Annotated in this window: 30 protein-coding genes and 1 pseudogene; 21 read left to right on the top strand and 10 right to left on the bottom strand. The window is 64.8% G+C overall.

The features are described from left to right. Positions 1 to 54: 54 nt before the first annotated feature. The 4 genes from ACN0S5_RS06125 to ACN0S5_RS06110 are packed head-to-tail and all read right to left on the bottom strand — an operon-like array spanning position 55 to position 3644. Positions 55 to 1854 (bottom strand): peptidoglycan D,D-transpeptidase FtsI family protein, encoded by a 1800-nt coding sequence (locus ACN0S5_RS06125; RefSeq protein WP_417206970.1) that lies wholly within the window; start codon positions 1852 to 1854, stop codon positions 55 to 57. After that, complete coding sequence (gene ftsL, locus ACN0S5_RS06120) at positions 1851 to 2198, bottom strand: cell division protein FtsL (RefSeq protein WP_417206968.1); 348 nt, start codon at positions 2196 to 2198, stop codon at positions 1851 to 1853. Before ftsL ends, ACN0S5_RS06125 begins: the two co-directional genes overlap by 4 nt. 1 nt (position 2199) lies before the next feature. Further along, on the bottom strand, positions 2200 to 3192 hold the full coding sequence (gene rsmH / locus ACN0S5_RS06115) for a 16S rRNA (cytosine(1402)-N(4))-methyltransferase RsmH (RefSeq protein WP_417206966.1): 993 nt from the start codon (positions 3190 to 3192) through the stop codon (positions 2200 to 2202). Further along, a complete protein-coding gene (locus tag ACN0S5_RS06110) occupies positions 3192 to 3644 on the bottom strand; it encodes a division/cell wall cluster transcriptional repressor MraZ (protein WP_417206964.1) in 453 nt (150 codons plus the stop codon). The genes rsmH and ACN0S5_RS06110 overlap by 1 nt, the downstream gene beginning before the upstream one ends. Before the next feature lie 859 nt (positions 3645 to 4503). Between ACN0S5_RS06110 and ACN0S5_RS06105 the strand changes: the two genes are divergently transcribed. The 8 genes from ACN0S5_RS06105 (at position 4504) to ACN0S5_RS06070 (ending at position 10585) form a co-directional block, all read left to right on the top strand. Continuing rightward, complete coding sequence (locus ACN0S5_RS06105) at positions 4504 to 5151, top strand: MotA/TolQ/ExbB proton channel family protein (RefSeq protein ID WP_417206961.1); 648 nt, start codon at positions 4504 to 4506, stop codon at positions 5149 to 5151. Between the two features lie 4 nt (positions 5152 to 5155). Continuing rightward, the gene (locus tag ACN0S5_RS06100; RefSeq protein ID WP_417206959.1) at positions 5156 to 5533 is read left to right on the top strand and encodes an ExbD/TolR family protein; all 378 of its coding nucleotides are present in this window, start codon (positions 5156 to 5158) and stop codon (positions 5531 to 5533) included. A gap of 4 nt (positions 5534 to 5537) precedes the next feature. After that, positions 5538 to 5942: an ExbD/TolR family protein gene (locus ACN0S5_RS06095; RefSeq protein WP_417206957.1), complete on the top strand. Its 405-nt coding sequence runs from the start codon at positions 5538 to 5540 to the stop codon at positions 5940 to 5942. Then, a complete protein-coding gene (locus ACN0S5_RS06090; protein ID WP_417206955.1) occupies positions 5939 to 6865 on the top strand; it encodes a hypothetical protein in 927 nt (308 codons plus the stop codon). Before ACN0S5_RS06095 ends, ACN0S5_RS06090 begins: the two co-directional genes overlap by 4 nt. Positions 6866 to 6929: 64 nt before the next feature. Then, a complete protein-coding gene (locus ACN0S5_RS06085) occupies positions 6930 to 7751 on the top strand; it encodes a TatD family hydrolase (RefSeq protein WP_417206953.1) in 822 nt (273 codons plus the stop codon). Further along, complete coding sequence (locus ACN0S5_RS06080) at positions 7748 to 8548, top strand: MBL fold metallo-hydrolase (protein WP_417206951.1); 801 nt, start codon at positions 7748 to 7750, stop codon at positions 8546 to 8548. Before ACN0S5_RS06085 ends, ACN0S5_RS06080 begins: the two co-directional genes overlap by 4 nt. Before the next feature lie 23 nt (positions 8549 to 8571). Further along, a complete protein-coding gene (locus tag ACN0S5_RS06075; protein ID WP_417206949.1) occupies positions 8572 to 9507 on the top strand; it encodes an AEC family transporter in 936 nt (311 codons plus the stop codon). Between the two features lie 154 nt (positions 9508 to 9661). Further along, a complete protein-coding gene (locus tag ACN0S5_RS06070; RefSeq protein WP_417206948.1) occupies positions 9662 to 10585 on the top strand; it encodes a DMT family transporter in 924 nt (307 codons plus the stop codon). 2 nt (positions 10586 to 10587) lie between these two features. Here the strand turns inward: ACN0S5_RS06070 and ACN0S5_RS06065 are convergent, their stop codons facing one another. Further along, positions 10588 to 11148 (bottom strand): 5-formyltetrahydrofolate cyclo-ligase, encoded by a 561-nt coding sequence (locus tag ACN0S5_RS06065; protein ID WP_417206946.1) that lies wholly within the window; start codon positions 11146 to 11148, stop codon positions 10588 to 10590. Further along, the gene (gene mgtE, locus ACN0S5_RS06060; protein ID WP_417206944.1) at positions 11145 to 12539 is read right to left on the bottom strand and encodes a magnesium transporter; all 1395 of its coding nucleotides are present in this window, start codon (positions 12537 to 12539) and stop codon (positions 11145 to 11147) included. Before mgtE ends, ACN0S5_RS06065 begins: the two co-directional genes overlap by 4 nt. Before the next feature lie 109 nt (positions 12540 to 12648). On the opposite strand from mgtE, the gene guaD reads away from it, so the two are divergent. Beyond that, positions 12649 to 13935, top strand: a complete 1287-nt coding sequence (gene guaD / locus ACN0S5_RS06055; RefSeq protein WP_417206942.1) for a guanine deaminase — start codon at positions 12649 to 12651, stop codon at positions 13933 to 13935. On the opposite strand, the gene ACN0S5_RS06050 is transcribed toward guaD, so the two are convergent. The 3 genes and pseudogenes from ACN0S5_RS06050 to nthA all read right to left on the bottom strand — a co-directional run bounded on the left by ACN0S5_RS06050 (position 13932) and on the right by nthA (position 15534). Further along, positions 13932 to 14246, bottom strand: a complete 315-nt coding sequence (locus tag ACN0S5_RS06050; RefSeq protein ID WP_417206940.1) for a nitrile hydratase accessory protein — start codon at positions 14244 to 14246, stop codon at positions 13932 to 13934. The genes guaD and ACN0S5_RS06050 overlap by 4 nt on opposite strands. Further along, a complete protein-coding gene (gene nthB, locus ACN0S5_RS06045; protein WP_417206938.1) occupies positions 14243 to 14917 on the bottom strand; it encodes a nitrile hydratase subunit beta in 675 nt (224 codons plus the stop codon). The genes ACN0S5_RS06050 and nthB overlap by 4 nt, the downstream gene beginning before the upstream one ends. Next, positions 14914 to 15534, bottom strand: a pseudogene (gene nthA, locus ACN0S5_RS06040) (nitrile hydratase subunit alpha). The gene nthB and the pseudogene nthA overlap by 4 nt, the downstream one beginning before the upstream one ends. A 194-nt stretch (positions 15535 to 15728) precedes the next feature. Here nthA and secG point away from each other — a divergent pair. The 10 genes from secG (at position 15729) to ACN0S5_RS05990 (ending at position 23913) form a co-directional block, all read left to right on the top strand. Beyond that, positions 15729 to 16103 carry a preprotein translocase subunit SecG gene (secG, locus tag ACN0S5_RS06035; RefSeq protein WP_417206936.1) on the top strand — a complete coding sequence of 125 codons (375 nt, stop codon included), beginning with the start codon at positions 15729 to 15731 and terminating at the stop codon, positions 16101 to 16103. A 221-nt stretch (positions 16104 to 16324) separates the two neighbouring features. Beyond that, positions 16325 to 17968, top strand: coding sequence for a CTP synthase (locus ACN0S5_RS06030; protein ID WP_417206934.1), 1644 nt, complete (start codon positions 16325 to 16327; stop codon positions 17966 to 17968). A 7-nt stretch (positions 17969 to 17975) separates the two neighbouring features. Beyond that, positions 17976 to 18767, top strand: a complete 792-nt coding sequence (locus ACN0S5_RS06025) for a hypothetical protein (RefSeq protein ID WP_417206932.1) — start codon at positions 17976 to 17978, stop codon at positions 18765 to 18767. 379 nt (positions 18768 to 19146) lie between these two features. Further along, positions 19147 to 19458 (top strand): DUF2628 domain-containing protein, encoded by a 312-nt coding sequence (locus ACN0S5_RS06020; RefSeq protein WP_417206930.1) that lies wholly within the window; start codon positions 19147 to 19149, stop codon positions 19456 to 19458. A gap of 280 nt (positions 19459 to 19738) precedes the next feature. Next, positions 19739 to 20530 (top strand): 23S rRNA (adenine(2030)-N(6))-methyltransferase RlmJ, encoded by a 792-nt coding sequence (locus ACN0S5_RS06015; RefSeq protein WP_417206928.1) that lies wholly within the window; start codon positions 19739 to 19741, stop codon positions 20528 to 20530. 52 nt (positions 20531 to 20582) lie between these two features. Continuing rightward, positions 20583 to 21026 (top strand): TerB family tellurite resistance protein, encoded by a 444-nt coding sequence (locus ACN0S5_RS06010; protein WP_417206926.1) that lies wholly within the window; start codon positions 20583 to 20585, stop codon positions 21024 to 21026. Between the two features lie 39 nt (positions 21027 to 21065). Then, positions 21066 to 21506 (top strand): TerB family tellurite resistance protein, encoded by a 441-nt coding sequence (locus tag ACN0S5_RS06005; protein WP_417206924.1) that lies wholly within the window; start codon positions 21066 to 21068, stop codon positions 21504 to 21506. Next, a complete protein-coding gene (locus ACN0S5_RS06000) occupies positions 21503 to 22243 on the top strand; it encodes a phosphate/phosphite/phosphonate ABC transporter substrate-binding protein (RefSeq protein ID WP_417206922.1) in 741 nt (246 codons plus the stop codon). The genes ACN0S5_RS06005 and ACN0S5_RS06000 overlap by 4 nt, the downstream gene beginning before the upstream one ends. A 108-nt stretch (positions 22244 to 22351) precedes the next feature. Next, positions 22352 to 23125 carry an ABC transporter ATP-binding protein gene (locus ACN0S5_RS05995; protein ID WP_417206920.1) on the top strand — a complete coding sequence of 258 codons (774 nt, stop codon included), beginning with the start codon at positions 22352 to 22354 and terminating at the stop codon, positions 23123 to 23125. A gap of 62 nt (positions 23126 to 23187) precedes the next feature. Beyond that, positions 23188 to 23913, top strand: a complete 726-nt coding sequence (locus ACN0S5_RS05990) for a transporter substrate-binding domain-containing protein (protein WP_417206917.1) — start codon at positions 23188 to 23190, stop codon at positions 23911 to 23913. 42 nt (positions 23914 to 23955) lie between these two features. Here the strand turns inward: ACN0S5_RS05990 and ACN0S5_RS05985 are convergent, their stop codons facing one another. After that, positions 23956 to 24222, bottom strand: a complete 267-nt coding sequence (locus ACN0S5_RS05985; protein WP_417206914.1) for a hypothetical protein — start codon at positions 24220 to 24222, stop codon at positions 23956 to 23958. Between the two features lie 152 nt (positions 24223 to 24374). Here ACN0S5_RS05985 and ACN0S5_RS05980 point away from each other — a divergent pair, with 152 nt between their 5' ends. Together ACN0S5_RS05980 and ACN0S5_RS05975 are read left to right on the top strand one after the other, a co-directional pair. Next, positions 24375 to 25256 carry an ABC transporter permease gene (locus ACN0S5_RS05980; RefSeq protein WP_417206912.1) on the top strand — a complete coding sequence of 294 codons (882 nt, stop codon included), beginning with the start codon at positions 24375 to 24377 and terminating at the stop codon, positions 25254 to 25256. After that, complete coding sequence (locus ACN0S5_RS05975) at positions 25253 to 26059, top strand: ABC transporter permease (protein WP_417206910.1); 807 nt, start codon at positions 25253 to 25255, stop codon at positions 26057 to 26059. Before ACN0S5_RS05980 ends, ACN0S5_RS05975 begins: the two co-directional genes overlap by 4 nt. The last annotated feature ends 2 nt before the right edge of the window (positions 26060 to 26061 follow it).

Here is a 26061-nt window from a genome sequence, read left to right as displayed (position 1 = left end):
CCGGCTGTCTGTCTGGTTCAGCCGCACGGCAGGCGGCACCGCGTCCAAGCGGCCCTAATCAGAGGCCGTCGTCAACGTTTTCACCTGCCCCGTATCATACTCAGGACGCAAGTCCAGAAGCGGCGCAATCCGCGTGATCATCTCGGCGGCAACCGGCACCGCCGTCCAGCCAGCGGTGCGGCGCGGCTTGGACCCGGAGGTTTCGACAGGCTCATCCAGCATCACCACCAGCGCATACCGCGGCGCATCGGTGGGGAACAAGGCCGCGAAGGTCGCGATCACCTTGTCCTTGTGATACCCGCCGCCGCTCCGCTTGGGCTTTTCCGCCGTTCCGGTCTTGCCACCGACGCGGTAGCCGGGCACCTCGGCAAAGGACGCGGTGCCTTTCTGGTCGCTTACAACCTTGCGCAGCATGGTCAGCGCCTGCGTCGCCACCTCATCGCGCAACAGCTTGTCCCCCAAGCGGGGGCCATCCTGTTTCAACAGCGTCGGCTGCACCACGTGGCCGCCATTGCCCAGCATCGCATACCCCGCCGCCAGATGCAGCGGCGAGACAGAGATTCCGTGACCGTAAGAGATTGTGACCGCCGACAGATCGGTCCATCGGTCGGGGATCAACGGCTTGGCGCGCTTGGCCTCGACAATCTCCAGCGCCGCCGGATCGAACATGCCAAGGTTGCCATAAAAGTCCTTTTGCCGCCCACGCCCGATGGCCATGACCAGCTTGGCGGTGCCCCGGTTCGAACTGCGCGCAATCACGTCCTCGACGGTCAGCTTGCCATAGTTCTTGCCCTGAAACTCACCCACCTTGAAGCCCAGAACCTCAAACGGGGGCGAGGTGTCGATTATCGTCTGGGGGTTGACCAACCCCAGTTGCAGCGCCTGCGCGGCGGTGAATATCTTGAAGGTCGAGCCAAGTTCATACAGTCCCTGAACCGCGCGGTTGAACAGCGGGCTGTCGCCCGGATTCTCACCCGCGATCGGCACACGGGGGCGGTCGTTCGGGTCGAAATCGGGCAGCGAGGCGATGGCGATCACCTCGCCCGTGTAAACATCCATCAGCACACTGGCCGCGCCTTTGGCGTTCAGCAGCTTCATGCCCGCATCCAGCACCTCTTCGGTGGCGGCCTGCACCGACAGATCCAGAGACAGCGTCAGCGGCACACCCTGCCGGGCGGGATCGCGCATTTCCGCGTCAAAGAATTTCTCGATGCCCGCCGTGCCGATGACCTCGGCCGCATGGACACCTTCGTCGCCAAAGCTGGCCCCGCCCAGAACATGGGCCGCCAGCGCACCATTGGGATACAGCCGCATCTCACGCGGGCCGAACAACAGTCCCGGCTCACCGATGTCATGCACCGCCTGCACCTGCTCGGGGCTCAGTTTCTTCTTTACCCACAGGAACTTGGTCTTGGGGTTGGTAAAGCGGGCGGTCAGCTTGTCGCCGTCGAGATCGGGAAAGATCGCCGCCAGTTCCTGCGCCGCGCGCACCGGATCGACCATCCGGTTCGGGTGCGCATACAGACTGTGGGTCGACATGTTTGTGGCCAGAATGCGGCCATGCCGGTCGGTGATATCCGCCCGCGTCGCGATAATCGAGGCCCCGGTGGCCTGCGCGCGCGGCTCTGCCGGTTCAGAGGCCGACAGCATCCCCATTCGCGCACCGACGACGCCATAGGCACAGACAAACAAGGCCGCCAGCACCAGCAGGCGGCCTTCGGCGCGCAGCCGCAGCCGGTCGCGGATCTCTTCATGCCGCAGCCTGCGGTTCTCGCGCTCGATGACGTCGGGATTCTCGCCCTTCTGGCGGGCCTCAAGGATGCGCGCCAGCGGGCGCAGCGGCGTGCGGGTCATGGGTTTGTCGCTCCGGCAGAGGTGACGTCGACGGGTTTGGTGATGTCCAGAACCTCGGGCTGCGGATAGGCCACCTGATCGATGCGGCCAAACTGATCCGGGCGCAGCGGCAAAAGGCCCAGCCGGTCAAAGTTCAGCTCGGCCAGATCGCGCAGCCGGTCGGGCCGGTTCAGATAGGCCCATTCCGCGCGCAGGATCGCCAGACGTTCGCGCGCCGCCCCGATCTCGCGGTGCAGGTCCTCGACATTATCCAGTTCCGCCTTGGTGCGGTAATTTTCGTAATAGGCCCAATAGCCGGAGGTGATGACAGCCATGGCGGCAAGCAGGAACAGGACGCTGCGCATTTCATCTTCTCCTTGGTGTCTGTTTCATCATTGGCATCGACAGTTCCGCCGCCTCGACCGGGCGCGCGGCGACCTCTGTCCGCCGCCCGACCCGCAGCTTGGCGGACCGGGACCGCGGGTTCTGTGCCAGTTCCTCGGCATCCGGCCCCACCGCCTTGCGGGTCAGCACCGTAAAGGGGTCCGTCGCCTCATGGGTCTGGTCGCCGTAGCGGTTCACATGGGTTTTCTTGTCGCCGTGCAGTTGGAAAAAGCGTTTCACCATTCGGTCCTCGACCGAATGAAAAGTCACAACCGCCAGATACCCGCCGGGTTTCAGCACCCGCTCGGCGGCCATAAGCCCCTGCCACAGCGCGTCATATTCGCCGTTCACCGCAATCCGAAGCGCCTGAAAGCTGCGGGTGGCCGCATGGGCCTGCCCCGGTTTGGTGCGTCCCAGCACCCGCTCAATCAACTCGGCCAGCGGCAAGGTCCGGTCAAAGGGACGATCCTGCACAATGGCGCGGGCGATCCGGCGCGATTGCCGTTCCTCGCCATAGATGAACAGGATATTGGCCAGCTCGGCCTCTTCGACCGAATTGACAAGATCCGCCGCCGTCGGCCCCTCTTGCCCCATCCGCATGTCCAGCGGACCATCCTTCATGAAGGAAAAGCCGCGCTCGGCCCGGTCCAGCTGCATCGAGGACACGCCCAGATCCAGCACCACGCCATCGACGGCCTCTGCCGCCTTGTCCATCTGCGCGAAATTGCCCTGCCACAGGGTCAGCCGGTCGCCGTATTCGGCGCCCCACTCGCGCGCCATTTCATGCGCCAGCGGATCGCGGTCGATGCCGATCACCTTGTCGGCCCCGGCCTCCAGCAGCCCGCGCGCATATCCGCCCGCGCCCAGCGTGCCGTCGATCCACACGCCTGTGACCGGCGCCACCGCCGCCAACAGCGGGCGCAACAGCACCGGAACATGGGGTGCGCCGCCGGATGTCGCAGCGGGCCGGGCCATCACAGACCCTCCAGCGCATCCAGCAGTTCCATTGGGTCTTCGGGAAGATCCACTGCCAGGTCATCCGCCTCGACCGCATCGGTCGGAACGTAACGGTCGGCGCTCCAGATCTGGAACTTGTTCAGGCTTGCCACCGCCCACGCCTCAGAGCCGATCCCAAATCGCGTGCGCAACCGCGCCGACAGCACCAGACGCCCGGTCTCATCCACCGTCGCGGGCGTGGCCCCCGAGGAATAGACCGCCGTCAGCGCCGCTTTTCCGGGGCCGGCTTTCAGTTTTTCGATGCGGGCCTCGATGCTCTCGATCTCTTCGACGGTATAGACCTCAAGGCATTCCTGCCGCGGGTCACCTGTCACGATCACAAGGCTGGGGTTCGCGTTTTCCTTGGACTCGGGGTTCCAGTCGGGGTCACCCGCTGCGAGGACACGGCGAAATTCGGCCGGAATGGACATCCGCCCCTTGCTATCGACCTTCAGTCGATGTTCGCCTCTGAACCTCAGCCTGCGGCTCACTGCCCTCGGCCCCTTCAATCCCCCGTTTTGAAACGAAATACGGCGGGTTGATCAGCTGCCATTGATCAACCCGCCGCTGGACCCGCTATGCGGGTGTCTCCGACTGCGCGCGCCACCTGGGGGGATGTCTGCTCGCCCGCGCGCCGGATCCTTGTGTCACGATGAGAGCGTGCGCCTGTATGAAACCTGCTCTTGTTATTATTTGAGTTCAGTGCCGGGTCTTGGATGCCCTTGCTGCCGTTCTCATCGTGTGAACCATGGATGCCATGGGAAGGAATGGTATTCAATAGTTTTTTGTGGGAAATTGCTCATCCGAGCGGTAGCCAGGCCCATAAAATTAGGGCAAAATCCCTTCAGGATGGCGAAATCCGGGCAGACCTAGCGAGCGCCCCGCCACATGCACACAAGATATAGACGAACCCATGGCCGAGAAAAAAATCTCATCAGAGCCCAGAAAAACCACGATCGCCGCGGTCAGAAGGCCTGATCACGCCGGTCGACAGGCGCTTTCTGCCTCAAATGCCGGTGTGACTCATCAAAAATCGCGGCGAATCCCGGTGACTCGGCAGGGTTTCGCCCGTTTTGGCTGTCTCCGCCCAGTCCGGACCATCAAATCCCCCGCTTGTTCCATCTCGGCCCATGTCCGGTCCCATCAGTTCCCATGTCGGGCTGCCAAATCTGTTTTTCCGGCGCGCGCCGAGGGGGCATGCGGGGGCGCGCGCAAGACACCCTCGCCCCAAAAGCCATTTCATGAGATCACTGACACAGGCACCCTCGCCCCCACGCGGAAGGCCCCTCTATGCTGAGCACAATCACCCAGTTCCTCGACCGTGGCGGCCCGGCGCTCTGGGCCATCGCTGTCCTGTCGGTCCTGACGCTAAGCCTCGTCCTGTGGAAACTCTGGCAGATGTTCCGCCGGGGCACATGGAAACGCGAAGGCGCAGAGACCGCGCTGCGGTTCTGGGGACAGGGACAGACCACGCTGGCGATGTCGCATATCTCTTTTGACCCCGCGCCGCGCGCCCGCGTCGTGCAGGCCGCGATGCAGGCGCGCCTGTCGATCCCCGAGGAAGACGCCCGCGAGGAATCCGCACGGCAGGCCCGCGCCGTGCTGAACGAAACCCGGCTGGGCCTGCGGATGCTGGACCTTGTCGTGACCATTGCGCCGCTTCTGGGGTTGCTGGGCACGGTGCTGGGTATGATCGACGCGTTTCAGGCCTTGCAGGACAGCGGCCAGCAGGCCGATCCGGCGGCGCTGGCGGGCGGCATCTGGGCGGCGCTGCTGACCACCGCCGCAGGCATGGCCGTGGCGATCCCCGCCAGTGTCATGTTGTCGATCTTTGACGGCATGGCCGACCGGCTGGCCCATGACCTTGAGGATCTGGTCACCCGCGTCTTCACAACCCCCTGGGCCTATGTCGAGGATGAAGAAGGGCAATCGGCCTGATCCCATGTTGAACCTGCCCGTCTCTCCGCGCCGCCGCCGCCCCAGCCTGACCCCGATGATTGACGTGGTCTTTCTGCTGCTGGTGTTCTTTATGCTGGTGGCGCGCTTTGGCGGAACCGATGGCATTTCGCTGCTGTTGGCCGCGCCGGGCGGTGAGGCACCCTATACCGGCCCGCCGCGCCTTGTGACCGTGCTGCCATCGGGCGTCACGCTCAATGGCCTGCCAGTGCCCGACCTGCCCACGGCGCTTGGCCCGCTCATGGCCGCACCGGACGACCTTATTGTCCTCCGCCCTGCCCCCGGCACCGGTGTCGACCGGCTGGTCGAGGTGCTGGACACCCTGCGCGAGGCTGGTTTTGCGCGCCTCGCCGTGGTGGAATAGCGCAATGGCCCGCGTCCCGCTCAGCACGCCCCGCCGGTTCTGGCCCGGTCCGCCCAAGGCGCGGGCTGAACCCGTTGTGCCAATGATCAACGTGGTCTTCCTGCTGTTGATCTTTTTCCTGATGACCGCGCAATTCGCCGATCCCGGCAGCGCCGGGCGCAGCAAGCTGTCGGTCGAGGACGCGCCCGGCCCGATGCGCTCGGTCCTGATCCTTGCGCCCTCGGGGCTGGTGTCGTTCGGCACGCTGCGCGGCGAGGCCGCCATCACCGCCGCCGCCGGGTCTGGTCCGGTGCGCCTGCAAACCGACGGCCGGACGGAGGCAGCCGCCTTGGCGCGGGTGCTGTCGGCGTTGGCGCAGGCGGGCGCGGGGCGGGTTGATCTTGTGACCACCGGAAAGACGGCGCAATGACCCGCGTGCGGCTGATCGAGGCGCTGGTCTGCGTTGCATTGGCGCTGGCGGTCCACCTTGCGATCCTCGCCGTGATCGCCCGTCCCGAGGCAGAGCCGCCCGACCCGGCGCTGGCCCTGTCGCCGGTCACGCCGGGGTTGAGCGATCTTGTCGCCGCATGGGACCGCGCGCCAGAGGCCGACCTGCCCGAAACGCCCGCCACGCCCCCGGCAGAGGCCGCGCCGCGCCCCCCGGTGGCGGAGGCCAAAGCGCCCGCACGCCTCCCCGCGCCACCCGCACCCGCAACGCCTGACGCGCCAGCCGTGCCGCCCGCGCCCGACCCCACGCCGCGCCCGCGCCCGGTGGTGACAGGCGACGTGCCCAATGCGCTGGTGCTGCCCGCGCCCTTTGCCGCGACAGAGTTGCAGACCTCGCGCGCGGCGCTCCTCAGCGCGCCCGCCGCGCCGCGCGTCTCCGGCGCGGCACTGGTCGCGCCCGCAAACGGCGCGCTGCCGCAGGTGGATACCACACCGGCAGCGCCACCCCCGCCTCCGCCCCCACCGACACCAGAGAGGGCCGCGCCCCCTGATCCCGCGCCTTTGCCGGCTGACGCGCCCGCCCCCGCACCGGCACCCGCCCCCGACCCTCAGCCGGCCCCTCTGCCCGCACCCGCGCCCGCCGACCCGGACCCACTTCCGGAACCGGAGCCAGAGCCGCAGCCCGCCCCGCAGCCAGAGCCATTGCCAGACCCACAACCCGACCCAGAGCCGCAAACGCCCCTCGCCCCCGCACCGGACCCGATAGTCCCCGATCCAGAGCGCGGGCCGCCCACGGCGCAGGCCCCGGACTCCTCGCTGCGCCCGGTCGCGCGCGACCCGCGTTTCCGCCCCGATCCGTTCACCCTGCGCCCGGTCGCCCGCCCCGCCGGGCTGGGCGCGCCCTAGTCGCGGCCGCCGTCTTGACCCTCCCCGCCCCATCCTAGATACCACGGGCAACCAAGGATCCGTCATGACCGTTCCCGCCATTACCGACAGCCATTGCCACCTCGATTTCCCCGACTTCGATCAGGAACGCCCCGAGGTCATCGCCCGCGCCGTTGAGGCCGGGGTGCACCGCATGGTCACCATCTGCACCCGCCTGCGGCTGGAACCGCAGGTGCGCGCCATCGCCGAGGCAAACGCCCCGGTGTTTTACGCCGCAGGCACCCACCCGATGTCCGCCGCCGATGAACCGCTGGCGACACTCGACGAACTGGCGGCCCTTGCCAAACACCCCAAATTCGTCGGCATCGGCGAGACCGGGCTGGATTACCACTACACCGCCGACAGCGCGGAAATCCAAAAGCAAAGCCTGCGCATCCATATCGAAGCTGCGCAGGACACCGGCCTGCCGCTGATCATCCACGCCCGCGACGCCGACGACGACATGGCCCGCATCCTGACCGAAGGCTACCGCGCGCAGCCCTACACCTGCGTCATGCACTGTTTCTCTTCCAGCGCGGAACTGGCGCGGGCGGCGCTGGACCTTGGGTTCTACCTGTCGATGTCGGGCATCGCCGCCTTCCCGAAATCGCAAGAGCTGCGCGACATCTTTGCCGCCGCCCCGGTCGAGCGTATTCTGGTCGAAACCGACAGCCCCTACCTTGCACCGCCGCCCCATCGCGGACGACGCAATGAACCGGCATACGTGGCCCACACCGCCCGCAAGGGGGCCGAGGTCTTTGGCCTCGGCTACGACGATTTCGCCCAACAGACCGAAGCCAACTTTGACCGCCTCTTTGCCAAGGCCGCCGCATGGATGGCGGACACGACCAATGAGGCCAACGCATGAGCGGTGAGCTGCGCTTTACCATCCTTGGCTGCGGGTCCTCGGGTGGCGTGCCGCGCCTTGGCGGCCATTGGGGCGACTGCGACCCGGACAATCCGAAAAACCGCCGCCGCCGCTGCTCGATGCTGGTCGAACGCGAAACCCAAGACGGCACCACCACCGTCCTGATCGACACCACCCCGGACATGCGCGCGCAACTGCTGGACGCCGGGATCGGCAAACTGGACGCCGTGGTCTGGACCCATGGCCACGCCGACCATACCCACGGGCTGGACGACCTGCGCCAGATCGTCTTCAACACGCGGGAGCGGCTGAACGTCTGGGCCGATGGCGACACCCAGGACGACCTGCTGTCGCGCTTTGCCTATGCCTTTGTGCAGCCCGAAGGCTCTCCCTATCCGCCGATCCTGAACCTGCACACCATCAAGGGCCCCTTCAGCATCGACGGCGCGGGCGGTCAGATCACCCTCACCCCGTTCGAGGTCAACCACGGCAGCATCGACGCGCTGGGATTCCGCATCGCCGATCTGGCCTATCTGCCCGACGTGGCGACCATCCCCGAGGACGTCTGGCCCGTTTTGGACAACCTTGACTGCTGGGTGCTGGACGCGCTGCGCCGCAAGCCGCACCCGACCCACGCGCATCTCGCCCTGTCGCTGGACTGGATCGCGCGGGCGCAACCGCGCCGCGCGGTGCTGACCAATATGCACATCGATCTCGATTATGCCGAACTCGACGCAGAGACCGCCGCGCATATCACCCCGGCCTATGACGGCATGGTCCTGCGCTATGCCCTCTGATCCAAACCGAAAGACCCGCTGACATGCAGGCGCTGCTTGACGTCATCCTGCCGGTGTTTCTGGTCATTGCCGCCGGCTACGGCGCGGTCTGGAAAGGCTGGTTCTCCGAGTCCGGCGTCGACGGGCTGATGAGCTTTACCCAGAGCTTTGCCATCCCCTGCCTGCTGTTCCGCGCGATCTGGACGCTGGAACTGGGCGACGATTTCAACCCGTGGCTGCTGGTCAGCTTTTACACCGGGTCGGCCACCGGGTTTACCGCCGGGTTGCTAGGCGCGCGCTACCTGTTCAAGCGCGACTGGGAGGACGCGGTGGCCATCGGGTTTTGCTGTCTGTTTGCCAATTCGGTGATGATCGGCCTTGCGCTGACCGAACGCGCCTACGGCACCGATGCCTTGCAGGCCAACTATGTGATTGTCGCGCTGCATTCGCCGTTCTGCTACGGCATCGGCATCACCGCGATGGAGATTGCCCGCGCCCGCTCTGCCGGGATCTCGAACCGGGCGCTGCCGGCCAAGGTCGGGCGGGCGATGTTCCGCAATGCGCTGGTGATCGGCATCGGTCTGGGGCTGTTCGCCAACCTGACGAACCTGCAACTGCCCTCGGTGGCCACCGACGCGCTGGACATGATGATCCGCACCGCCCTGCCCGCGGCGCTGTTCGGCATGGGCGGGGTGCTGTGCCGCTACAAGCCGCAGGGCGACGGGCGGGTGATCGCCTATATCTGCGCGGTCTCACTGGTGCTGCATCCGGCGATCACATGGACGCTGGGCACGCTCACCGGCCTGTCGGTCGAGGCGTTCCGCTCTGCGGTGCTGACCGCCGCCATGGCGCCGGGCATCAATACCTATGTGTTTGCCAATATGTACGGACGGGCGCGGCGGGTGGCGGCCTCGGCGGTGCTGATCGCCACGGCGCTGTCGGTGATCACCGCGTGGATCTGGTTGTCGCTGCTGCCCTGAGCGCGGAGGAGAGCGGGGCAAGGGGGCGCTGCCCCCTCGGCGCTGCGCGCCTCACCCCCGGGAATATTTCTGGACAGAAGAAACCGGGGCGATGCGCTTTGACATTCACCGGCGGCGCGGGTCATCTGGCGCCGCAGACCATTTTGAGGCCACCATGACCAGCCCGCCTGACCGCACCACCCTAGGCATTGTCTTCATGCTGGCCTTTTGCCTGTTCGCGCCGATGATGGACGCGCTGGCCAAGGCCACGCCGGAGGTTGTGCCGGTGCCGCAGATCCTTGTGTTCCGCTTTGCCATTCAGGTGGCGATCCTGATGCCGCTGGCCGCCCTTCTGGGCCACAGTCAGCGTGTGACCCTACGCGATGCCGCGCTGCATCTGGTGCGCGCGGCGGCGCTGCTGGTGGCGACGGGGATGTTCTTTACCGCGCTGCGCTACATGCCGATCGCCGATGCCATCTCGATCTTTTTTGTCGAGCCGTTTGTGCTGATCCTCATGGGGGCGGTGTTTCTGGGCGAGCCGGTGGGCTGGCGTCGCCTGACCGCCTGCGCGGTGGGCTTTGGCGGCGCATTGCTGGTGATCCGGCCCAGCTTTTCCGATCTGGGGCTGGTGGCGCTGTTGCCGCTGGGCACGGCGGCGCTGTTTTCGGTTTACATGCTGATGACGCGCGCCATGGCGCGGCGGCTGCATCCGCTGGTCTTGCAGGGGCACACGGCGCTGGCGGCGACGCTGCTGATCCTGCCGCCGCTGCTGATCTTCAACGGCACGGGCAACCTCTATTTCGACCCGGTCTGGCCTGCGGGGCGGGCGGTGTGGACGCTGTTGGGGGTTGGCGTGGTGGCGACGATCTCACATCTGTTTCTGACCTATGCGCTGCGCCTTGCGCCCGCGGGCACCATCGCGCCGTTGCAGTATCTGGAGATCGTGGGGGCCACGGTGATCGGCTATCTGGCGTTTGGCGATTTCCCCACGCCGCTGACATGGGTCGGCATCGCGATCATCGTCGCCTCTGGTCTGTATGTGTTCGAGCGGGAACGGCGGCTGGAACTGCGGGCCAAGCCGCCCGCGCCGCCGGTCTGAGGTCAGCCCTTGGGGGTGATGACCTCGGATTCGGTCACGATCATGTCCAGCGGCTGATCGGTGGGTTCCAGCGGCAGGTCGCGGTCCTCTTGCGCGGAGAAGGCAAAGCCGATGGCCAGCGTCGGTCGCTTGGCGCGCAGCATCTCCAGCGTTCGGTCGTAAAAGCCGCCGCCATAGCCCAGCCGCCCGCCGCTGCGTGAAAAGGCCACCAGCGGCACGACCAGCACCTCCGGTTCGAGGAACTCTGCCGGGTCGGGGATCATCACCTTGAACGCGCCTTCGACCAGCGTGCAGTCCGGCTCCCACCGGGCAAACTTCAGCGGCGTTGCCTTGGCCACGATCACCGGCACGCCGACAGGGCCGTGGGCCGCGGCCTCTGCCATGGCGGGCACCGGGTCGATTTCCGTGCGGATCGGCAGGAACCCGGACACCGGCACACCGCGGTAGCCGGCCAGCACCTCGCTCAGCTTGCCTGCCGCGCCGGGCATCTGCGTGTCGAAGGCCTGTTGACGGCGGGCAAAGCCCGCCTTGCGGGCCGCCGCCTTGCGCGCCTCCAGCGTCACAACAGCACCACGACGGCCAGCCCGAGGAAGGCGAAGAAGCCGACCACATCGGTCACCGTTGTCACAAAGGCCCCCGAGGCCAGCGCCGGGTCCACCCCGGCCTTTTCAAGGATCACCGGGATCGCGATCCCGGCCAGCCCGGCGACCACAAGGTTGACCACCATGGCCACCGCGATCACCCCGCCCAGTTGCAGCGACCCGAACCAGACGATGCCGACAATCCCCATGATCACCGCAAAGGCCAGCCCGTTGATCAGCCCCACCGCGACCTCACGCCGGATCACCCGCCAGATGTTCGACCCGGTCAAATCCTTGGTCGCCAGCGCCCGCACCGCCACCGTCAGCGACTGGGTGCCGGCGTTGCCACCCATCGAGGCGACAATCGGCATCAGCACCGCCAGCGCCACCACCTGCGTGATCGCCTCTTCGAACTGCGAGATCACCAGCGAGGCCAAAACCGCCGTCAACAGGTTCACCGCCAGCCAGGGAAAGCGCCGTTTGGTGGTTTCGATCACCTTGTCCGACAGGCGGCTTTCACCGTCCACACCGGCCAGCCGCAGGATGTCTTCCTCGTTTTCCTCATCCAGCACCGCCATCGCGTCGTCGATGGTGATCACGCCCACCAGCCGGTCGTTGTCATCCACCACGGGCGCGGAAATCAGGTGATACTGGTTGAAGGCATAGGCCACCTCGCCCTCATCCCGTGTCACCGGGATGGTGTGAAAGGTCTCTTCGACGATCCGTTTCAGCAGCACATCGCGCCGCGAGGACATGATCTTGCCCAGCGTCACGTTGCCCACCGGGCGCAGCTTGGGGTCCACAAGGATCACATGATAGAACTGCTCGGGCAGGTGTTCGGAACTGCGCATGTAGTCGATGGCGTCGCCCACGCTCCAGTATTCCGGGGCCATCACAACCTCGCGCTGCATCAGGCGCCCGGCGGAGAACTCCGGATAGGCCAGCGACTGGCGCACCGCCGCCGCATCCCCGGCCTCCAGCGCGTCGATGATGGCGTCCTGCTGCGCGGTCTCCAGATCCTCGACCAGATCGACCACGTCGTCGGTGTCCAGTTCGCGCACCGCCTCGGCCAGAACCTGCGGCGTCAGTGCGGCGATCACCTCTTCGCGCAGCGTCTCATCCAGTTCCGACAGGATCTCGCCGTCGATTTCCTTGTCGTACAGACGGATCAGCCGCCCGCGATCAAAGGCGTTCACCTGTTCCAGAAGGTCGGCGATGTCCGCCGCGTGCAGCGGCTCCATCAACTCGATCAGCTGTTCGCGGTCCTCGATATCGACGGCATACAGAATCGCCGCGACGGCCTTGCGGTCCAGCGCATAGGCGTCGTCGCGCTCGGGCGCGTCTGTGGTGTCTGCCTCCAGCTCTTCGGCCATGTTTTGTGCCCTCAACCTGCTTTGCCCCGACAATAAGTCATGCGCAGAGCGGGCGACAGGGGGGCATCAGAGATTTACCTTTTTCTCAACCGCGCCTAGGCTTTGCTGCATGAGCAAACGGCACCTGCACCTTGGTCAGACGCTGACCTTTACCGGCGACCCGTTCCACGACGGGCTCGACGCCGCCCGTCACAGCCGTCAAGGCGCGCTGGTGGTCGAGGATGGCGTGGTCGCCGCCTTGGGAGAGGCCGACGCCCTGCGCAAGGGCGACTATGCCAGCGTCACCGATCACGGCGCGGCGCTGCTGCTGCCGGGGTTCATCGACGCACATGCCCATTATCCGCAGACCGCCATGATCGCCAGTTGGGGCAAGCGGCTGATCGACTGGCTCAACAGCTATACCTTTCCAGAGGAAATGCGCTTTGGCGATCCGGCCTATGCGGCAGAGATCGCGGGCCGCTATCTGGACCTGCTGCTGGCCAATGGCACCACCACCGTGTGCAGCTATTGCACCATCCACCCCGGATCGGTCGACGCGCTGTTTCAGGCGGCCCGCGCGCGCGGCATGCGGGTGCTGGGCGGCAAGACCTGCATGGACCGCAACGCGCCAGAGGGGCTGCGCGACAGCGTGCAAAGCGCCTATGACGACAGCAAGGCGCTGCTGACCCGCTGGCATGGGCAGGACCGCCTGTCCTACGTCATCACGCCGCGCTTTTCGCCCACCTCCTCGCCCGCGCAGCTACAGGCGCTGGGGACACTCTGGGCCGAACACCCCGATTGCCTGATGCAGACCCACCTCAGCGAACAGGAGGACGAAATCGCTTGGGTGAAATCGCTGTTCCCCGAGGCCCGCGATTACCTTGATACCTATGAGCGCGCCGGCCTGTTGGGCGGAAACGGCCTGTATGGCCATGCCATCCACCTTGAACCGCGCGAGGCCCACCGCCTGCAAGAGGTCGGTGCCGCGCTGATCCATTGCCCGACCTCCAATACCTTCATCGGATCGGGTCTGTTCGACATGGACGGGCTGACGCGTGACGGTCACCGCATCGGGCTGGCCACCGATACCGGCGGCGGGTCGTCCTTTTCCATGCTGCGCAGCATGGCGGCGGCTTATGAGATCGCCCAGTTGCGGGGCCGCGCCCTGCACCCCGCCGAACTGGTCTGGCTGGCCACCGCCGGGTCCGCCCGCGCGCTGCGGCTGGATCACCGGATCGGCACGCTGGCCCCCGGCACAGAGGCGGATTTCATCGCGCTGGACCTTGCCTCCACCGCTGCCATCGCCCAACGCAATGCACGCGCGGGCGACATCTGGGAATCGCTCTTTCCCACCATCATGATGGGTGACGACCGCGCCATCGCGGCCACCTATGTCGGCGGAAAGCTTGTCGGCTAGGCGTCGATGCGCACTGGTGCCCCATGCGGCGTCGACAGATAGGCCCGTTCCCACGCTTGCCGCAGCGCCTCCAGATCGTCGGCCCCGGCAATCCCCTTGGCGGCGCAAATCCGCTCCAGCGCGGCCACCCATGCGCGGAAATAATCTTCGCCGCCGTCCAGATCCTTGGCCGCGCCATGTTCGGCCAGCACCGCGCCAAACACTTGCGTCCACTCCGGCCATGTGAATGCGCCAGCCGCCTCCAGCGCGACCGCAAGGGCAAAGGCCTCGGCGTGCCACGGGGCCTCGAACACCGGCGAAGGCGCGCTCATGCCAATGGCTCCAGATAGCTTTCCCACAGATCGCAACTGACCGTATCGCCGGGGGACTCCGCCGCACCCCAGACCTCGCCCGCGTCAAAGACAACCGTGTACAGCGGCTCTGGCCGTTCCCCCAGATCATGCGCATTGGCATCGGGGAAGACGTGGCAGCCGTGCAGCAATTCGATTTTCCCCACCAGCCCCGCCGCGTAGCCCGGCAGGCGGGTATGCCCGCCATCGACCATCACATTGCGCGAAGGCCGCCGCGTCCGCACCCTGTCTCCTGCGGCAAAGCGCGGCGCAGCGCCGTCGCGCGACGCCGGTCCGCCCCGCGCCAAGGCCCCCGCCACCGCCTCGGGCTTTAACCGCCTGTCTGTCAGCGTTGAGTCCGCAGGCACCGCCCCCGCCAGTTCCGCGCGCGTGACAACGCCCCGCGCCACCAGCAGATCGGCCAACCCCGCCAGCCACTTTTCATAGTAGGAAAACGCCATGTAGTCGCCGGGCGGCAGGCATTCGCGCGCGTGCCGCGAAATATCAAGGTTCCACTGTCCCAAGGCCCCCGCCGCAAGGGTCAGCGCCAGCGCCCGCCCGTGCCAGTCCGCCTCAAACACCGGGGCATCCTCGGGCGCGGGCAGCACTGGCCCATCGCCAAACCGCCCGCCCATGTCATGCACCCGGCTCATGTGGGGGCCGCCACCAGCGCGGTGCCGATCATCGCATCGCGGCTGATCAAACCCGCCAAAGCCGCCTCATCCATGCCGCCCGTGCCCTCGGGCCGCATCGGCAGCACGAGGTAACGGACCTCGGCGGTCGAATCCCAGACCCGCACCCGCTGGCCCTCTGGCAGGGTCACGCCGAATTCCGCCAAAACGGCGCGCGGTTCGCGCACCGCCCGCGCCCGATAGGCGTCGGATTTGTACCACCCCGGCGGAATCCCCAACAGCGGCTACGGGTAACAGGAACACAGCGTACAGACGACCATATTGTGTTGCTCGGGCGTGTTCTCGACCGCCACCATATGCTCCCCCTGCCGCCCGGCGAATCCCATCTCCGCCACCGCTGCCGTCGCATCCGCCAACAGACGCGCGCGGAAATCCGCATCAACCCAGGCCCGCGCCACCACCGCAGCGCCGTTGCGCGGCCCCACCTTGTGCGCATAAGTCTCGATGATCTCATCCATCGCCGCCGGATCGACCAGACCCTTGCGGGTCAACAAAGTCTCCAGCGCCCTGACCCGCAAGGCAGGCTCAGGCGGCAACAGGCTGTGGGGCGGGGCATCGTCTGCGTGATCATGGGGCATAGCCGCAGCATGCCCCCGCCCGCCGTCCGGAACAATCCCCCAGACCGCCCGCCCCGACCCAAGGGTTGGCGGGTGGGCGCCTTTGGCCGCAGGCCAAACAGAGCCACCCGCCACCCGCCAAACAGTTTCGTCGCTTGCACCGCCCCTCACCTTCGCCTAAATGACCCCGAAACCGACCGAAAGGCGCTGGCCCCATGGAAAACGTCATCCTCATCGTGCACCTGCTTCTGGCCCTTGGCCTGATCGGCGTCGTGCTCCTCCAGCGCAGCGAAGGCGGTGGGCTGGGGATTGGCGGCGGTGGCGCCATGAGCCAGCGCGCGCCGCTGACCGCTCTGGGCAAACTGACCTGGATCCTCGCCGTGGCGTTTATCGTGACTTCGATCACGCTGACCGTCATCTCGGCGCGCAATGCCTCGGGCACCTCGATCCTCGACCGGCTGGGCACCTCCGCGCCCGCCTCTGCCGACGCACCGGCCCCCGGACTCGATGGCATCGACCCCAGCGCGCTGATTCCGCCGCCCGCCGCGGACACCGATCCCGACGCGCCGCTGGTGCCGCGCGCCGACTGACACCCACCCCACTAGGGTTTGCATAACTTTCACCAACCGCAACAGCATCTTGCGGTTGGCTGGACAAATCGTTCCGAATCCGCTATCGGTTTAATCCCGTGATGCTGCTGCCATTCTGGCAGCGGGAGCGCATGAATTGGCCCAGCCGGACCCCAGATCCGGACACGCTTGGGTCAGGACCAAAACGCCGGTACGACAGGCAAAATCACGGGATCGCCCACATGGCACGCTTTATCTTCATCACTGGCGGCGTTGTGTCTTCGCTTGGCAAGGGTCTGGCCTCGGCGGCGCTCGGATCGCTGCTACAGGCACGCGGCTTTTCAGTCCGCCTGCGCAAACTGGACCCCTATCTGAACGTCGACCCCGGCACCATGTCGCCCTTTGAGCACGGTGAGGTCTTTGTCACCGACGACGGCGCCGAAACCGATCTGGATCTTGGCCATTACGAACGCTTCACCGGCGTCCCCGCGCGCAAGACCGACTCCATCTCCTCGGGCCGCGTCTACACCAATGTGCTGGAAAAAGAGCGGCGGGGCGATTACCTCGGCAAGACGATCCAGGTGATCCCCCACGTCACCGATGAGATCAAGAATTTCATCTCCATCGGCGAAGACGAAGTCGACTTCATGCTCTGCGAGATCGGCGGCACCGTCGGCGACATCGAGGGCCTGCCGTTTTTCGAGGCGATCCGCCAGTTCAGTCAGGACAAACCGCGCGGCCAGTGTATCTTCATGCACCTCACCCTGCTGCCCTTCATCAAGGCCAGCGGTGAGTTGAAGACCAAGCCGACCCAGCACTCCGTCAAGGAACTCCGCTCCATCGGTCTGGCCCCCGATATCCTTGTTTGCCGCTCCGAAGGACCAATCCCGCAGAAAGAACGCGAAAAGCTGGCGCTGTTCTGCAACGTCCGCCCCGACGCCGTCATCGCGGCACAGGACCTGTCATCGATCTACGACGCCCCGCTGGCCTACCACCGCGAAGGCATGGATCAGGCCGTCCTCGACGCCTTTCAGATCAGCCCCGCACCCAAGCCCGACCTGACCAAATGGGAAGACGTCTCTGACCGCATCCACAATCCCGAGGGGGAGGTCACGGTCGCCATCGTCGGCAAATACGTCCAGCTTGAAGACGCCTACAAGTCCATCGCAGAGGCGCTGACCCACGGCGGCATGGCCAACCGGGTCAAGGTCAACGTGGAATGGGTCGACGCCGAAACCTTCGAGAGCGAAGACCCCGCCCCCTACCTTGAGAAATACGATGCCATTCTGGTGCCCGGCGGCTTTGGCGAGCGCGGCACAGAGGGCAAGATCAAGGCCGCGCAATTCGCCCGCGAACATAAGGTGCCCTATCTGGGCATCTGCCTTGGCATGCAGATGGCGGTGATCGAGGCGGCGCGCAACGTCGCCGGTGTCGCCAAGGCGGGCTCCGAGGAATTTGACCACGAATCCGGCGAAAAGCGTTTTGAACCGGTTGTTTATCACCTCAAGGAATGGGTGCAGGGCAACGAAAAGGTCAACCGCCGCCCCGACGACGCCAAAGGCGGCACCATGCGCCTTGGCGCCTATGACGCGGTGCTGAAAGAGGGCTCCAAGGTGGCCGAGGTTTACGGCACAACCGCCATCGACGAGCGCCACCGCCACCGCTACGAGGTCGACATCAAGTACAAGGATCAACTGGAGGCCTGCGGGCTGCGCTTTTCCGGCATGTCCCCCGACGACCGCCTCCCCGAGATCGTCGAATGGCCCGACCACCCGTGGTTCATCGGCGTCCAGTTCCACCCCGAGCTAAAGTCGAAACCCTTTGACCCGCATCCGCTTTTCAGGGATTTTGTGCGGGCGGCGAAGGATGTGTCGCGGTTGGTTTGAGGGGCTAGTGTCAGAAATGGGGTCAACAGCACTTTCGCTACTGGAACTGACCAAAGAAGAATACAGCAAGCTTCCAAAGGAATTCGCAGCCCTATTGGCAGTCGCATGTCACACCGGAAACGAAATTCGTGTAGTGCAAGGAATTTACCTTTCCGCATACGAGTCAAAACCCAGCGACGAGCACGCGCTCCAAAAGTGGAGAATTCACACCAACACCCTAGCGAGACTTCTAAGCGCAAAGTCCTTTGAGGCCATAGATGGCATTTCCGGATTTAGAAAGAGGCTAGAAAAATCCCGCTCAAGGAATATTGCCCTTCTGAAAGAAATCTCCACGATATGGACAGAGATTGAAATCCTAAAGAACTTGGATGGCTACGCGATTTCTAAATTTCTTAGAGACTATTCGACCAACCACTCACTTCCGGCACGCGCTCTAGAATTTCTTCCCCATGGCAACGAGAAATTTTCAAAAAAACTCTACTTCCATCGCCATGAAGGAGATAGCTTCTTTCCTTTTGGGGAAGCTACAATGTTCGATTGCGCCATTGAAGATTTTGCAAAACAGAAAGATAAAACTGGAACAGAAGTTTTCTTGTCCTGGCTAGACTGGACATTGAAAGCAAGTCGACAAATGACACACGTTTTAAATACACTTAGCATGCACTTGGTTCAGGATATTTTGCCTGAAAAAAGGTTTTCTGAAGTGATCGTTCACGTCGAAGACGAGTTGTCGCTGACTGCGCTAGATTCTCGAATTCCCCTCTTTTTTACTGGAACGCTGGACGATACGCAGACTTGAACGGCCGCTCCAGCGCCGACCCGCGGGGTGGCGCTCCAAACCTCCCAATTCGGCAGTTTATCCCAGCCAAGTCCGTGTGCCCTCACCGGCCCATCCAGACCTGACCAAAGCGCCGCCCCGGGGGGCGGGTCGGCGCTGGCGCGGCGGCCTGCGGCCTTGTCCCGCGCCCGGGGGCTTCGCGCTTCATCCGAGGATAGATCGGCGCGCAACGCCCCCCCACCGGCCCAAACCGCGAATCCCTCACCACAACCAACACACCGCTTAACGCCCGATTCAAACCACCCCCGCCCCAGCCACGATGAACTGAAACTTGTCGGAAAAACGGAATTGCAGACCCTCCGACCCCGCGCAAACCCAAGCGTGTTCAATGCGGTAGCCCATGACAGACACCACTTCCACCGACCGCGTACAACGCCTCCAGAATGAGGCCGTCGCCAACAAGGCCGAGGCAGACGTGCTCGCCGACACCTTCGACGACTCAACCGGCGCAAGCTGGCTTTGGGCCTTCCCGTTCGGCCCGATCTATTTCGCCGTTCATGGCTTTTGGGGCCGCGCGCTGATCGTTTTTCTACTCAATTTTCTGATTATCGGGTTTTTCGTATCACCCTTCCTTGCGTACCCCGCATGGCGCGGCCGCGCGCAAAAGAAGGCGGAAAAGATGCTGATGGTCGACAGCGTCCGGCGCGGCTGACATCGCCCCCTTTGGGCCGTCACGTCATGGGAAAACACCCCGGCGTGGCGGCTGCAACGGCGATGACCTGCCCATGCACCAAGCGCCCGTAGGGTGGGTTTTCAACCCACCACGCGACACCATCACCACCCCCGACTCCTTAACAAAACCTGAAAACGTCTCTGTAACCCATTGATTTTACACACCCGCAAAGCTGTCCACGCGTGGACACCCCCGAAATCACCTCGCCATCCGCCCGATCCCACTTGCCAGTGACGGCCCAAGCCCTTACCCGAGGCCCATGCTGTCTTATCAACACGCCTATCACGCCGGAAACCTTGCCGACGTCCACAAGCACGCGGCCCTCGCCTGGTGCCTCGATTACCTCACCCGCAAGCCCAAGCCGATCACCTATATAGAGACCCACGCTGGCCGGGGCATCTATGATCTCTCGGGCACGGAGGCGCAAAAAACCGGGGAGGCGGCCAAGGGGATTACCCTCGCCTCCGCGTGGTTCCCACCCGACCACCCCTATGCCCGCGCGCTGGCCCATGTGCGGGACACCCACGGCGACGCCGCCTACCCCGGCTCCCCCCTGATCGCCCAAAGCCTGCTGCGCGCAACCGACCGGCTGCACCTCGCCGAACTCCACCCGCAGGAACACATCGCCCTGAAACAGGTGGCGCGCGCGCCCAATACGCGGGTCTATCACGAGGACGGTTTCGCCCTGATCCAGAGCCTCTGCCCCCCCGATCCGCGCCGGGGCCTGCTGCTGATCGACCCCAGCTGGGAGGTCAAGACCGACTACGCCACGGTGCCCAAGGCGATGGCGCAGGTGGCGCGGAAATGGAACGTCGGCGTCATGATCTTGTGGTATCCGCTGCTGACCGACGCGCCCCATACCCCCATGCTGCGCGCCTTGCAGGACCATTTCCCGGACGGCCTACGCCACGAGGTCACCTTTCCCCCGGCGCGCGAAGGACACCGGATGACCGGCTCTGGCCTGTTCGTCGTGAACCCGCCCTGGGGGCTGGACGCGGCGCTGAAAACACTGTCGGCGCAATTCGCGAACCTCTCCGCAGGAGGCGCGTGACGCCATCGCGCGGACCGTGTTAACCAAAGCCAGATCCTGCGGAGTGCCGCCCATGTTCGAGCGTTTGAAAACCTTTTTCCACCACGGTCCGCGCAAACCGGAACCGCTGCCGGAACCCGACGCCAAGCTGGCGCTGGGAACGCTGCTGGTGAGGGTCGCGCGGGCCGACAACACCTATCTGTTTGAGGAAATCAGCCAGATCGACCGCACCTTGTCCAAGGCGTTTGGCCTCAACCCGGTTGAGGCGGCCAAGATGCGCGCCACCTGTGAACGGCTGGCCCATGAGATCACCGATGACGCCCGCATGTCGGCGCTGATCCGTGAGAATGTCGACTATGCCCACCGGGTCGAGACAGTGCAGGCGCTGTGGCAGGTGGCATGGGCCGACGGGATCACCGATGCGCGCGAAGCGGCGCTGGTCCAACTGGTCGAAGACGCGCTTGGCGTGGCCCCCGCCGACAATGAGGCCGCGCGCAGCGCCGCCGTGATCCCCTGAGGGTTTGTACCCGCCGCCGCCCGGGACTATATCACCGCCATGTTCGCAGATTTCCTCAAGCGCCTGACCGCGCCAGACCCCGCCCCGCTGCCCGATGCGGATGCCCGCCTTGCGCTGACCGCCCTTCTGGTGCGGGTCGCCCGGTCCGACGGCGACTTTGACGAGGCCGAAAAGGCGCGGATCGACCGCATCGTTGCCGCCCGGTACAGCCTCTCGCCGTTCGAGGCGGCCCAGCTGCGCGGCGACGCCGAAACGCTGGAGGCCGAGGCCCCCGACACCGTGCGCTTTACCCGTGCGATCAAGGATGCGGTCCCCTATGAGGAGCGCATCGGTGTGATCGAGGCGCTGTGGCAGGTTGTTCTTGCCGATGGCGTGCGCGAGGCCGAAGAGGACGCGCTGCTGCGGCTGGTGTCCAACCTGCTGGGTGTCAACGACCGCGACAGCGCCTTTGCGCGGCGCCGGGTGGAGAAACGCGGATGATCGCCAGCCTTCCGATGTACTGGCAGCGCGAGACCGCGCCGCATTGGGCGGTGTTCTGGGACGCGGTGCAGCACCGCTTGCCGGACTTGCCCCCCCTGACCCCCCCCGATGCCCTGCCCGAGGATTGGTATGCGCACTGGATGGCCCCGGATCTGATCCTGTCGCACACCTGCGGGCTGCCCTTTCGGGACCGGCTGCGCGACCGTGTGACCTATGTGGCCTCTTTCGACTACGCGCTGCCGGACACCCCGCCCGGCTTTTACCATTCCGTTGTGCTGACCCGGCGCGGCGACCCCGGCGATCGGGGCGATCTGCGCCTTGCCTTCAACCAGCCCGACAGCCAGTCCGGCTGGGGGGCGACGCGGGGCCGGCCCTTTGCCAGCTATCTGGAGACCGGCAGCCATCGCGCCTCTGTCGCGGCGGTGATCGAGGGCCGCGCGGACGTGGCCTATGTCGATGCCGTGACATGGCGCGTTCTCTGCCTGCTGGAGCCGTCGGTCGCAGATGCGCTACAGGTGAGCGACCGCAGCACGCCGACCGCCGGTCTGGCGTTGATCACCGCCCTTGGCAATGATCCCCTCCCCCTGCGCACGGCGCTGGCGGAGGCGTTGCAGACGCTCCCGGACGAGACCCGCGCGGCGATGGGCGGGCCGGTCGGACTGGCCCAGAACCGGAACGAAGACTACCTTGCGGTGCCGATCCCGGCACCGCCGCCGCAGGCGCGCGACGTCGCCTGACCTTTCGTCATCATGCCCCCCATTGACCGCACTGAGGCGATTTCGCGATTGCAACCCTGCCGTCTTGCCGCCAATCTGTCGCAAATCTGAGCAACAGTCAGGAAGTGCATGGCGACCCAGCCCGTCATAGAGATCAAAGGCCTGCACAAGGCCTATGGCTCGCTCGAAGTCCTCAAGGGCGTTGACATCACAGCGCACAAGGGGGACGTCGTCTCTTTGATCGGGTCGTCCGGGTCCGGAAAATCCACGCTTCTGCGATGCTGCAACCTGCTTGAAGACAGCCAGCAAGGCGACATCCTGTTCAAGGGTGAGCCGGTGCAGTGGAAGGGCAACGGCCACAATCGCCGCCCCGCCGACGCCAAACAGGTTCTGCGCATCCGCACCAACCTGTCGATGGTCTTTCAGCAATTCAATCTTTGGGCGCATATGACGATCCTGCAAAACGTCATGGAAGCGCCCGTGACCGTTCTGGGCCGTGACCGGTCCGAATCAGAGGACGCCGCGCGCGGCTATCTCGACAAGGTGGGGATCGGCGACAAATGCGAGGCCTATCCCGCGCAACTGTCGGGCGGCCAGCAACAGCGCGCCGCCATCGCCCGCGCCCTGTGTATGGAACCCGAGGCGCTGCTGTTCGATGAACCGACCAGCGCGCTGGACCCGGAACTGGAACAGGAAGTTGTGCGCGTCATCAAAGCGCTGGCGCAAGAGGGGCGCACAATGCTGATCGTGACCCATGACATGAAGATGGCCTCGGATGTGAGCGACCACGTGGTCTTTCTGCACAAGGGTCTGATCGAGGAACAGGGGCCGCCGGAAACACTCTTCGGTGCGCCCAAGTCGGAGCGGCTTCAGGGGTTCCTGAAGTCGACCGTGCACGCGTAGGCCAAAGGCCTGCGGATAAGCAGGCGGCCGAACCAGCCGCCAAAGAACCAGGGAGTAACGATATGAAAAAACTGATGATCGGAACGGCGGCGCTGGCCATGCTGGCAGGTGCGGCATGGGCGGAAAGCCATTCAGTTGTGCGGATGGGCACCGAAGGCGCCTATGCGCCCTTCAACTTCATCAACGACGCCGGCGAAGTCGACGGGTTTGAACGTGAGTTGGGCGATGAGCTGTGCAAGCGCGCGGGCCTGACCTGCGAGTGGGTCACCAACGAGTGGGACTCGATCATTCCGAACCTCGTGTCGGGCAACTACGACACCATCATCGCGGGCATGTCGATCACCGACGAACGCGACGAGGTGATTGATTTCACCCAGAACTATACCCAGCCCGATCCGTCCTCGTTCCTTGCCCCCGAGGGTGCGGAACTGGACATGGAAGGGGGCATCTTTGCCGCGCAGACCGGCACCATTCAGGCCTCCTACATCGCCGAGATGGGGGCCACGCTGGTGGAATTCGCCACGCCGGATGAAACCATCGCTGCCGTGCGCAACGGTGAGGCAGACGCGGTTCTGGCCGACAAGGCGTTCCTGACCCCCATCGCCGAAGAGGACGCAGAGCTTGCCTTTGCCGGGGACGATATCCTGATCGGCGGCGGCGTCGGCATGGGCCTGCGCGAAAGCGACACCGAACTGCGTGAAAAGTTCGACGCGGCCATCCAGTCCATGAAGGACGACGGCACGCTGAACGCGCTGATCACCAAGTGGGAAATCGGCGAAACCTTCTGATGCAATCGCGGGACCGCACGGCAACGTGCGGTCCCTTGGCCGTTATCCCAGCAGCGGGTCCTCAAAGCCCTGCGGCATGAAGCCAAGCAGCGGGTCCTCAAAGACCGGAGGCGGGTTTTTGCCAAGCAGCGGGTCTTCGAAGGCGACCGGAACCAGCGATCCGGTATCGGCATAGGCGTAGGAGACCACGGGCGGCCCCTTCTTGCCCAAAAGCGGGTCTTCGAAACTGGACATCGGTGGCTGAAACATCCCGGACCCGTTGTCGATGACGACGGCGACCGGTTTCTTGAAGACAAATTCATCTGGCATAATGACCTCCGACCATGAACAATTGAATGACGTCAGTGTAATGGCCCGCGCCCGCCGGGTTACGGGGAAAGTTCGGGCCAGACACACAGCAGTCGCTCCCCCACCTCCGGTTTTGGGGGTGCCCGACAGATCAGACAAGAAAGCGGCCCGGCATGTTCAATTCCTGCGCTGACCCCTCGACGCTCGACGGCGTGTTTTGGATGGCCTGCTACCTGACCACGGGCAAGCACATGGCGATCTACTGGTCCGTCGGCACCGTCCTGCTGTTGCTGGCGATCACCGCGCCATCGGCTCTGGCGTTCGGCTTTGCCGGGGCAGCGGCGGCGCGGTCACGGTTCCTGCCGCTGAACCTGCTGGGGCGCGGCTATATCGCCGTGGTGCGCGGCGTGCCGGACATCGCGTTTTTTCTGTTCTTTGTCATCGCGCTGGACCAGTTCTTTGAGTGGATCCGGCACGAAGTAAAATGCCCCGACTGGGATCAGCCGATCCGGCAGGGCAATGATTTTGTCGTCTGCGCCGCCGCCAAGCTGCCGCAAGGCAACGCTGCGCAATGGGTGCATGAGACCTACGGTTTCTTTCTGGCCGTCCTGACCTTTGCCATCGTCTTTGGCGCGTTTGCGGCCAATGTCCTGTATGGTGCAATGCGGGCGGTGCCGCGCGCGCAACTGGAAACCGCCGAGGCCTATGGCATGAGTCAGCGCCAGTGTTTCTGGCGTATACTCGTGCCGCAGATGTGGGTCTTTGCCCTGCCCGGCCTGTCCAACCTCTGGATGGTGCTGATCAAGGCAACGCCGCTGCTGTTCCTGCTGGGGGTCGAGGATATCGTCTACTGGGCGCGCGAACTGGGCGGCTCCAAAACGCCGCGCTTTACCGACTATCCGCATGGCGACTGGCGGATGTGGTATTTCCTTGCCTTGTTGGTGTTTTATCTCGCGTTTACCCGCGTGTCCGAGCTGGTGCTTGGACGGATCATGAAACGATTGACCCACGGGCAGGCGACCATGGGCGGCGAAGCGCAGAGGAAGACGGCATGAGCTGCTGGGAGACCATCGCCGACTATGGCCTGCGCTCTGTCGGGATCGGCGAGCGGCTGTTGCCGCGAGAGGATTTCACCCTCTGCCAGCAGGTGGTGCTGATCGGGTCGGGGATGATCTGGAACGTCTACTTCGGGGTGATCGCGCTGGTGTCGGGGTTCTTTCTGGCCACCGCCGTGGCCCTGGGCAAGGCCTCGGCCAACCCGCTGGCGCGCAAACTCAGCGAGTGGTTCATCTTTGTCTTTCGGGGCAGCCCGCTGTTCATCCAGTTCTTCTTTGCCTATTTCGCCTTTCTCAGCCTGAAATCCGTCTCGCCGATCTTTGACCCCTTCACGGCCGCATGGCTGGGCGCGGCGATTGTGCTGTTTCTGAACACCGCCGCCTATTCGGGGGAAATCTTTTACGGCGCGCTGCTGTCGATCCCCAAGGGCGACATGGAGGCGGCGGATGCCTATGGGTTTTCGGGCTGGACGAAATTCAGAAAGATCACATGGCCGACGATGCTGCGGCTGGCGTGGCCGGCCTACACGAATGAGGCGATCTTTCTGTTTCATGCCACCACGCTGGTTTTTCTGTCGGGATTTCCGGCCTGGCGGCAAAAGGGCGACGCGCTGTATTATGCCAGCTATTTCGCCGACAAGACCTTTAATCCCTTCGTGCCCTACCCGATCCTTGCGGCGTATTTTGTCCTTGTGACGCTGGTGATCATCAGCCTGTTCGGGCTGATGAACCGGCGTTTGAACCGGCATCTGCCTCAGGATGTGAGGGGACGGATCAGGTTGAAAATGAACCTCATCCGCTGACG

The organism is Antarctobacter sp. (genome assembly GCF_048262615.1).
GTDB lineage: Bacteria > Pseudomonadota > Alphaproteobacteria > Rhodobacterales > Rhodobacteraceae > Antarctobacter.
This window is presented reverse-complemented; position numbering and strand designations above follow the sequence as displayed.

What these genes read in the sequence shown, in the direction of transcription:
- ACN0S5_RS06125 (WP_417206970.1), bottom strand. Translation starts at nt 1,854, where the DNA reads ATGACCCGCACGCCGCTGCGCCCGCTGGCGCGCATCCTTGAGGCCCGC.
- ftsL (WP_417206968.1), bottom strand. Translation starts at nt 2,198, where the DNA reads ATGCGCAGCGTCCTGTTCCTGCTTGCCGCCATGGCTGTCATCACCTCC.
- rsmH (WP_417206966.1), bottom strand. Translation starts at nt 3,192, where the DNA reads ATGGCCCGGCCCGCTGCGACATCCGGCGGCGCACCCCATGTTCCGGTG.
- ACN0S5_RS06110 (WP_417206964.1), bottom strand. Translation starts at nt 3,644, where the DNA reads ATGTCCATTCCGGCCGAATTTCGCCGTGTCCTCGCAGCGGGTGACCCC.
- ACN0S5_RS06105 (WP_417206961.1), top strand. Translation starts at nt 4,504, where the DNA reads ATGCTGAGCACAATCACCCAGTTCCTCGACCGTGGCGGCCCGGCGCTC.
- ACN0S5_RS06100 (WP_417206959.1), top strand. Translation starts at nt 5,156, where the DNA reads ATGTTGAACCTGCCCGTCTCTCCGCGCCGCCGCCGCCCCAGCCTGACC.
- ACN0S5_RS06095 (WP_417206957.1), top strand. Translation starts at nt 5,538, where the DNA reads ATGGCCCGCGTCCCGCTCAGCACGCCCCGCCGGTTCTGGCCCGGTCCG.
- ACN0S5_RS06090 (WP_417206955.1), top strand. Translation starts at nt 5,939, where the DNA reads ATGACCCGCGTGCGGCTGATCGAGGCGCTGGTCTGCGTTGCATTGGCG.
- ACN0S5_RS06085 (WP_417206953.1), top strand. Translation starts at nt 6,930, where the DNA reads ATGACCGTTCCCGCCATTACCGACAGCCATTGCCACCTCGATTTCCCC.
- ACN0S5_RS06080 (WP_417206951.1), top strand. Translation starts at nt 7,748, where the DNA reads ATGAGCGGTGAGCTGCGCTTTACCATCCTTGGCTGCGGGTCCTCGGGT.
- ACN0S5_RS06075 (WP_417206949.1), top strand. Translation starts at nt 8,572, where the DNA reads ATGCAGGCGCTGCTTGACGTCATCCTGCCGGTGTTTCTGGTCATTGCC.
- ACN0S5_RS06070 (WP_417206948.1), top strand. Translation starts at nt 9,662, where the DNA reads ATGACCAGCCCGCCTGACCGCACCACCCTAGGCATTGTCTTCATGCTG.
- mgtE (WP_417206944.1), bottom strand. Translation starts at nt 12,539, where the DNA reads ATGGCCGAAGAGCTGGAGGCAGACACCACAGACGCGCCCGAGCGCGAC.
- guaD (WP_417206942.1), top strand. Translation starts at nt 12,649, where the DNA reads ATGAGCAAACGGCACCTGCACCTTGGTCAGACGCTGACCTTTACCGGC.
- ACN0S5_RS06050 (WP_417206940.1), bottom strand. Translation starts at nt 14,246, where the DNA reads ATGAGCGCGCCTTCGCCGGTGTTCGAGGCCCCGTGGCACGCCGAGGCC.
- nthB (WP_417206938.1), bottom strand. Translation starts at nt 14,917, where the DNA reads ATGAGCCGGGTGCATGACATGGGCGGGCGGTTTGGCGATGGGCCAGTG.
- secG (WP_417206936.1), top strand. Translation starts at nt 15,729, where the DNA reads ATGGAAAACGTCATCCTCATCGTGCACCTGCTTCTGGCCCTTGGCCTG.
- ACN0S5_RS06030 (WP_417206934.1), top strand. Translation starts at nt 16,325, where the DNA reads ATGGCACGCTTTATCTTCATCACTGGCGGCGTTGTGTCTTCGCTTGGC.
- ACN0S5_RS06020 (WP_417206930.1), top strand. Translation starts at nt 19,147, where the DNA reads ATGACAGACACCACTTCCACCGACCGCGTACAACGCCTCCAGAATGAG.
- ACN0S5_RS06015 (WP_417206928.1), top strand. Translation starts at nt 19,739, where the DNA reads ATGCTGTCTTATCAACACGCCTATCACGCCGGAAACCTTGCCGACGTC.
- ACN0S5_RS06010 (WP_417206926.1), top strand. Translation starts at nt 20,583, where the DNA reads ATGTTCGAGCGTTTGAAAACCTTTTTCCACCACGGTCCGCGCAAACCG.
- ACN0S5_RS06005 (WP_417206924.1), top strand. Translation starts at nt 21,066, where the DNA reads ATGTTCGCAGATTTCCTCAAGCGCCTGACCGCGCCAGACCCCGCCCCG.
- ACN0S5_RS06000 (WP_417206922.1), top strand. Translation starts at nt 21,503, where the DNA reads ATGATCGCCAGCCTTCCGATGTACTGGCAGCGCGAGACCGCGCCGCAT.
- ACN0S5_RS05995 (WP_417206920.1), top strand. Translation starts at nt 22,352, where the DNA reads ATGGCGACCCAGCCCGTCATAGAGATCAAAGGCCTGCACAAGGCCTAT.
- ACN0S5_RS05990 (WP_417206917.1), top strand. Translation starts at nt 23,188, where the DNA reads ATGAAAAAACTGATGATCGGAACGGCGGCGCTGGCCATGCTGGCAGGT.
- ACN0S5_RS05985 (WP_417206914.1), bottom strand. Translation starts at nt 24,222, where the DNA reads ATGCCAGATGAATTTGTCTTCAAGAAACCGGTCGCCGTCGTCATCGAC.
- ACN0S5_RS05980 (WP_417206912.1), top strand. Translation starts at nt 24,375, where the DNA reads ATGTTCAATTCCTGCGCTGACCCCTCGACGCTCGACGGCGTGTTTTGG.
- ACN0S5_RS05975 (WP_417206910.1), top strand. Translation starts at nt 25,253, where the DNA reads ATGAGCTGCTGGGAGACCATCGCCGACTATGGCCTGCGCTCTGTCGGG.